The organism is Gordonia asplenii, from assembly GCF_012933505.1.
In the GTDB taxonomy this organism is placed as follows: domain Bacteria; phylum Actinomycetota; class Actinomycetes; order Mycobacteriales; family Mycobacteriaceae; genus Gordonia; species Gordonia asplenii.
Genome location: NZ_JABBNB010000033.1, coordinates 73,495 through 80,090 on the forward strand (window position 1 = coordinate 73,495; position 6,596 = coordinate 80,090).

Genomic DNA, 6,596 nt, shown 5'->3' on the forward strand with positions numbered 1-6,596 from the left:
TTCGATGTGTGTTAGCCTCATCGCGTTCGGGTGGTACGTCAGGCGGTACACAGAATCTTTGGGGGTAGCGGGTGTCTCACACCGTTCGATGGTTGGTGGGTTTGTCGGGTGCAGCGGTGATGGCCGGTGGTGTTGCTGGTGCAGGGATTGGTGTGGCTGCGCCGAATTCGTTCGCCGATCGGTCGGTCAGCAAGGTGACCGACGACGGTTGGCGGGTCACCGCTGTGAAGGCGCGTGAGGAGGTACGCAGCGTCCCGCCGCTGAATCAATCCAGTTGGACGCGTGAGGGTTTCATGTCCCTGAAGGGGGAAGCTGTCATCTCGGGGAGTGGTCGGGTCGCTGTTGACGCCGGCACGGTGACGGCTGGCTATCAGATCGGCTGCAACACCGATGTAACGTCGGGTCTGACCGTCGGCGTCATGGGTGGCCCGACGGCGCAGATGTCGATCTCGTACCCGCCGGCGCTGATCGTCGGCGCGCAGATCATGCCGAACATCTCGACGACCTTGAAGCCCGGCACGATCGCTGACATCCCATTTGGCACAAAGAAACTGGCAGGCCCGACGGCCGGTCTCACCCTCGACGGAGTGCACGTCAAGGTCGACGGTTGCCTCGGGCCGGTATCGGTGCGCGCGTATGTGACCGTTGCCATCTCGACGAAGACCAACGACAACACTGTCAACGTGTACGGCAAACCGCACTACCTGTAGATGATATCGAGCCGACGCAGGCGTGGCTCACAGTCGACTGTCTTTGATTTCTGTTCTGGGGGAAGGACTTTCATATCATGGTGGCTCGTCATTCAGAGGCCGGTGCGGTCGATCAGCGGGAGAGCGGAGCTGACACCGCCGAGACGGCCGACGGTGGAATCTCGGCCGCGACGTGGATTCTGTTCGTCGTGGGTGTCGGCCTGCTGATTGCGGCAGCTATTTCACTCACCCACCTGTCTGAGTGGACGACTCGCTGGGGACAAGTACCGGTGTTTCTGGTCTTCTTCATCGTGATGTCGCTGGCGGGCCGCTGGTTCTGGGGTGGCATCGACGCCTTCATCCGTCGCATCAAGGGGGAGTGACCGTGATTGCCCGGCGCGAACGACGCAGGCGTACGACGACTCGGCTTGGAGCACTCCTGCTCTCGCTTGGCGTCCTGGCTCTCACATTGATCGGTCTGATTCTCGGGGGATCGCGTTCTGAGTCGCATGCTGACGCGCTGTGCGACCAGATGCGCGATCGCTACGGATCGAACTGGCCGTGCATCAATGTGCCCACCTATACTCCACAGCCGACGCAGAATGTGCCCACGCCGACCACGAGCAACAATCCTGGCTCACAGGGCGGACCGGTCGTCGGCGGCAATCCTGGGCCCGGACCAGGCACGGGCAACGGCACACCCATCGTGCCCGTGCCGACCATTCCTTCGCCCGCGCCGCAACCTCAGCCGCAACCGGCGGCGACGAACCGGCCGCCGAATCCAGCCCGTGATAACGAGACGGTCTCCGCGACGGCGGTGCCACCTGTGCCTCGACTGCCGACTCCTCAACCGGCGAGGACACCCGCTCGGCAGAACGGCGAGAGGAGCGTGCCGACCGTGACGCAATCTGACCAGGTCGACACCGACAATATTCCGCTGTCAGTGTGGCTCGCGGTAGCTGGTGCAGCCGTTGCAGCGGGAGCGTTGATGCGACCTCGGCGCTCGGGATCTACCGTCGCTGGTCTGAGGTCGTTGCTTGATTCGGCTCGTCATGACGCGGCCGACTACGGCCCGGCCAACAATGCGGCCGGCGACGGGCCTCATCATATCTATCCGAACGATGCGATTGGACTTGGACAGGACAATCCAAACCAGGGGCGAATGGTGTGGCACCCGGATTCACCCGGGTCGTCTCAGGGGACGATCGAATGGTCGGTGACTCCGGGAGGCAAAATAACGTCGAGCAACCTACAGGTCAACCGGAACGGGCAGCCTGTGACGCCGAACTACAAGGTGTCGAATGACGGACGTACAATGACAGGATCGATCCGGGCGAACGCAGGGGATACCATCGACTATGACCTGACTGGAACGATGGACGGACCGAACAAGGTGCCCGTGCCAATCAATATCGACGGTACGGTCGAACCTATCCGTGAACCCGTCGCTGGCCAAACGGATGGCGGTCCTGGCGTGTGGGTCCGGAAGAACGAGTCGATGTCAGCGAACTCGGCATATTATCAGGAAGCGGTGACGCACGTGAAAGCCCGTGACTGGACGTACCGCATAACTCGCGGAGCTGACACGGCCGACTACGACGGATTCTACATTGATCGGAGTGGACAACAGTGGCTATTAGAGGCCAAAGGGCACTACAGCAGCCTCGTGGACCCGAGCGGCAACGCCAAGCCCTGGGGCGCCGGTCTCTTTCCTTCCGCACGGGGACAGTTTATCGCGCAGGACAAAGCAGCGAAAGGAACAGGAGCACGAATGGGCTGGTACTTGCAGGAACCGTCAACCCAGGCATTCTTTAACAATGCTGCACAGGCAGGTGGAGCGACAGCGGTGACGTTCTTCCCGAGCCCTGCGGGGAGGTCGAATTGACCGGCAACGACGCGGTGCCCAGCGACGGCGGCGCCGAAGAAGACATGCCACAGACCGACGTCGAGTCAGACGACCTTTCGGAATTCCAGCGCAAGTCAGCTGCCAAGTACCGCGCCAGGTTCGGAGACAATCCCGGACAGCCGGCACCACCACTCATCAGGACCGGGCAAGTACATTTCCAAGGGAAGGGTGACCATCGTCAACCAAGTGAATCAGAAGCGATCCATCTGATCAGTCTGTTTCTAGAGCGGCTTGTGGCGGCCGGGCCAGAATTCTCGCGGTGGTTCGGTCAGGGAGACACTAAGGCGGACGCTCTTGGCAATGTTGTGTTTGACGGTGATCACCGTGCGATCGGAGTCAGAGACGATGGGTCGGGATATCGGAATTCAGTGTTCTCGGGGTGGAATGAGCTCCTTCCGGAAGGAAGTGAACGATACAACCAAGTCGACGTTATATTCACGCCGTTTGACGAGTTTATTGTGAACGTCATGGTCGCCGAAGGTGCTCGTGTGGATGAGGACGCGCTGGTCAATGCGATCGTTACGGTGTTCGATCCGAGAATCGTTACTGTTGGCCGTATTGGCGAGACTTTGGATGAGAGCACGACTCTATTCGAAAAGTGACATTATCTACGCGTTAGTGATGGTCGACTTGGATTGTGGTATCGTATTGGCAAGACTTCTAAAGTCGGCATCGATGCCGGCACGGCGACAGCTTGACGGCGCACGCTAGGCAGCTTCACGAGACATTGGAGAACTAGGCTTCAGTATCACGAAGAGTGACGACTGGATGTCTTGAAATGATGACATGTATCGGCCGACCAACATGTCCGCCCGCGTGTTGGCACAGCAGAATGAGCGCAATTAATGACCGCCGTCGCGATGCCGTATTAACGGTAGTCGTCGTATTGTGAGTCACGGTACAACTGGGAGATATGTGAATCGTATCCACGAAGGACTGGCAGTCACTTCCGGGCAACCGGTACTCGTGGTCGCTGTGTCGACCGATCGGCGTAGACTAGATATTAGATATCCGAACGGCAACACTGGGTTCATCACAGCTCGTGATCCGGATGTGTTCGCCAAGGCAGTAGGTGACATCATCTTGATCGACGGAAACACCCTTCACGATGCCGATCTGGCCAACTGGCCCGAGCCTAGTGAAGTCGGCATCGTTCGTCGCATCTACGACGACCGGCTGCTGATTGAAGGAGACTATAAACTTAACCTGGTGCCTAACCGTGAACCCGAATCGGTCGCTCTCGGGCAAACTGTAGTGTTCAGCGAAAGCGTCGGAATTAAGGAAAAGTTGGACAACTTGCCCGTGTCCCGACGAAATGTCGAGGCCGATAGTGAGGTTGAGGGCGACAAATATCTCTGGAAATCTGATCCCGAAAACATGCTGAGTTTCGAAGACTTCGGTGGTTACCCCGAAGTGGTCGCACGTGCGCGAGAGCTAATTGAGATACCATTGCAGCACGGCGATAAGCTTCAGCAAATTGGGGCCCGGCCGATCAAAGGTGTGCTCTTTACTGGCGCGCCCGGTACAGGTAAGACTCACCTTGCCCGGATCGTAGCCGACCAGTCGAATGCTGCATTTTACTCGATCAGCGGACCTGAAGTGATCAGCAAGTGGGTTGGCGATAGCGAAGGAAATTTGCGCCGCCTCTTTGAAAGCGCCAATTCGAAGAGCCGTGCGATAGTGTTCTTTGACGAAATTGACGGTCTTGCAGAGAAGCGCAGCGAAGAATCGCATGAATCGTCGAAGCGTGTCGTGGCGCAGTTGCTGACTCTGATGGACGGTTTTGAGGGGACTGGCGGAAACTTGATGGTGATCGCGGCAACGAATCGCCCCGACGACATCGACCCTGCGCTGCGTCGGCCCGGCAGGTTCGACTGGGAGATCAACTTTCCACTGCCCAGTCTTCCTGATCGATTGGAGATTCTACAAGTTTCTATGAAGCATCTGAGTGTCGCAGATCCATCAAGAATGCCACTCGAAGAGGTTGCTGAACAGTCCGAAGGCTGGTCGGCAGCACGTCTTGCTTCGCTATGGACCGAAGCTGCGCTGCTTGCCGCTGGGGACGGGCGTGGGGCGCTGTATCCCGAAGACCTCGTGAGCGCGTTCGAACGGCTGAGAGCGAGGCGACAGGATACGGTGGGAACGCCAGTAGAGTGAGTACCACGGCGCGCCGGAATTGGCTACGGAGTGTGTGGCGTTGGGTTTGCGTTCACATATTTCGGCGACGGCCGAGCTTTGACGAGAGACCATTCAAGGAATTTATCTATCTCGACGAGATTAGCGTCGTGAGTCTTCTCGCCTCCCGAGTTGGAGAACTGACAGAAGAGATTCAAGAGGGCTGGACCCAAGAGGACACTTTGGCTTCAGAGTCTGGAGCAAATATCGGTATTAAGGACGTTGGTGGCCTGAATGGAAAGTCGTCGTTCCAGACGAAAAGCAGCCAGTCAGTACAGGCGACGCGCAAGGCTAATATTCAGTCGAAATTCCGCAGATTGCATCGTGAGGCGCGCTCGGAGGGAATTGTATTTCCGACCTTAGGAGTCGGCTACCATAAGTCCCCAATTGCCTTTTTGGGGGATCCGAAGATCGCGCGCGCCATTGACGCAGTCGACAGGGGTATGCTCGTCGAGTTGGACGTTGAATTGAGTGCCGATCCGCTGTTCGACAAGGCGTCGATTCTAACTGAAGTGGCTGAAATTGGTGAAGCTCATCCAGATATCCTGGGGGGTGCAATCGGAGGGCTACTTCCTGGTCAGATGAAGTCTTTCGGCAAGTTGCTTGATAGATTCATGGCTGGGCTAGTACCCATTCGCTGCAAGGTGCTGAACGTTGGTATTTGTGCGGAGGGTAGTTTGGAGTATCTTGTCGATAAGGCTGCCGCTGAATCTCAGGGCTTGCACGTCGAAACCCTCGAATTGGTGGGCGTGTTAGAGAAGGATCGATTCTGGAAGGATATTCGACGCGTTCTATTCTCGGAGTCGTCCGTTACAGTGCTTGGACGTGTTAGTGTCGCCGGCTTGCAGCAGAATTGGACTCCCATCAAGCTGCTTGATCTCTTCCGTAAGACCATTCCTGGGAGTGACCAGCTTGTCTCAGCGCTAGAGTCCTTGAATTTCGACAACAGCTCTGTTGACAGTGACGTCCGCAAAGATTCCTTTGGAAGGGCCCTTAGGAGATACGCTGAACTGTGGATATCCGATTCCGGACTCACGCTTACCAGCGATCAAGGTCGAGAGGTCGACCGTGCTGTGGATGACGGAAGGGATCGTGTTCAGACTGCCGAGGGACGACGAGGTGCCTTTAGGAGCATTGCGATGATCCTACGCAGTGCGGGCGTTGCTATCGCGGAAAGCCGCGACGTAGACTTCCGCCAGAATGCTATGCAGGCCGAGGGGATTGACGCTTTCGGCCACGTGCATCCTGGTAGTGTGCCTACCCCGCCATCGTTGCCTCCACAGAGTATTGGTCGACTGATCGAGGTTGAGGTAGTCGCGATGTACTGGTAGTTGGCAACTGGTGCTGGATGCAGAAGCTCTGCCCTCGGCGAGGAGCTGGCAATGGCGGAATGGGTTCGCGTCATCGAATTGTACCCCTCGCTTCAGATCAGCATTCCCAGAAATGTTGACCAGTAAGAATGGCCGCCTGTTGATTTCCCGCCAGTGTATTAGCGGACTCTAAATAGAGTATCGCAAATCTCAACTTTGACACAATCGCGTAGTTCATCGGACATTTCAGAGCGACTGTACTCAACAGGTATTCGACGCACCTGTACCCCGCACCGACGCCATTGAGTATTTCTAATGGGGAGAGTCTCTTGTAGTGGTGGGGTTTGGGGCCCGGTGATTTGAAGCACCTTCTGAAGGTTGGTGTGTGTCACGGGGTTTGAGGTGGGGGGTCATCGCGTAGTGATCTACGAGTTACCTACCAAGTGACTCATAGAAGGAGATCTACGCGATGACCCAGGACCATTCTGCCTTGCTCGCTCAGCTCGATGCACTTAA

The 6,596-nt window shown here is 57.2% G+C and carries 6 protein-coding genes; all 6 read left to right on the forward strand.

Annotated elements, in window-relative coordinates; translation table 11 throughout:
- Positions 1-152: 152 nt before the first annotated feature.
- The 6 genes from HH308_RS24150 to HH308_RS24175 all read left to right on the forward strand — a co-directional run bounded on the left by HH308_RS24150 (position 153) and on the right by HH308_RS24175 (position 6,101).
- Positions 153-710 (forward strand): MspA family porin, encoded by a 558-nt coding sequence (locus tag HH308_RS24150; protein WP_312870834.1) that lies wholly within the window; start codon positions 153-155, stop codon positions 708-710.
- Between the two features lie 77 nt (positions 711-787).
- The gene (locus HH308_RS24155; RefSeq protein WP_170196818.1) at positions 788-1,072 is read left to right on the forward strand and encodes a hypothetical protein; all 285 of its coding nucleotides are present in this window, start codon (positions 788-790) and stop codon (positions 1,070-1,072) included.
- Between the two features lie 515 nt (positions 1,073-1,587).
- Positions 1,588-2,574 carry a Tox-REase-5 domain-containing protein gene (locus tag HH308_RS30545; RefSeq protein ID WP_170196819.1) on the forward strand — a complete coding sequence of 329 codons (987 nt, stop codon included), beginning with the start codon at positions 1,588-1,590 and terminating at the stop codon, positions 2,572-2,574.
- Entirely contained in the window at positions 2,571-3,197 is a 627-nt protein-coding gene (locus tag HH308_RS24165; RefSeq protein WP_170196820.1) for a hypothetical protein, read from the forward strand. Before HH308_RS30545 ends, HH308_RS24165 begins: the two co-directional genes overlap by 4 nt.
- Before the next feature lie 313 nt (positions 3,198-3,510).
- Positions 3,511-4,752 (forward strand): ATP-binding protein, encoded by a 1,242-nt coding sequence (locus HH308_RS30550; protein ID WP_170196821.1) that lies wholly within the window; start codon positions 3,511-3,513, stop codon positions 4,750-4,752.
- A 32-nt stretch (positions 4,753-4,784) separates the two neighbouring features.
- Complete coding sequence (locus tag HH308_RS24175) at positions 4,785-6,101, forward strand: DUF6414 family protein (protein ID WP_446684918.1); 1,317 nt, start codon at positions 4,785-4,787, stop codon at positions 6,099-6,101.
- Positions 6,102-6,596 lie beyond the last annotated feature (495 nt).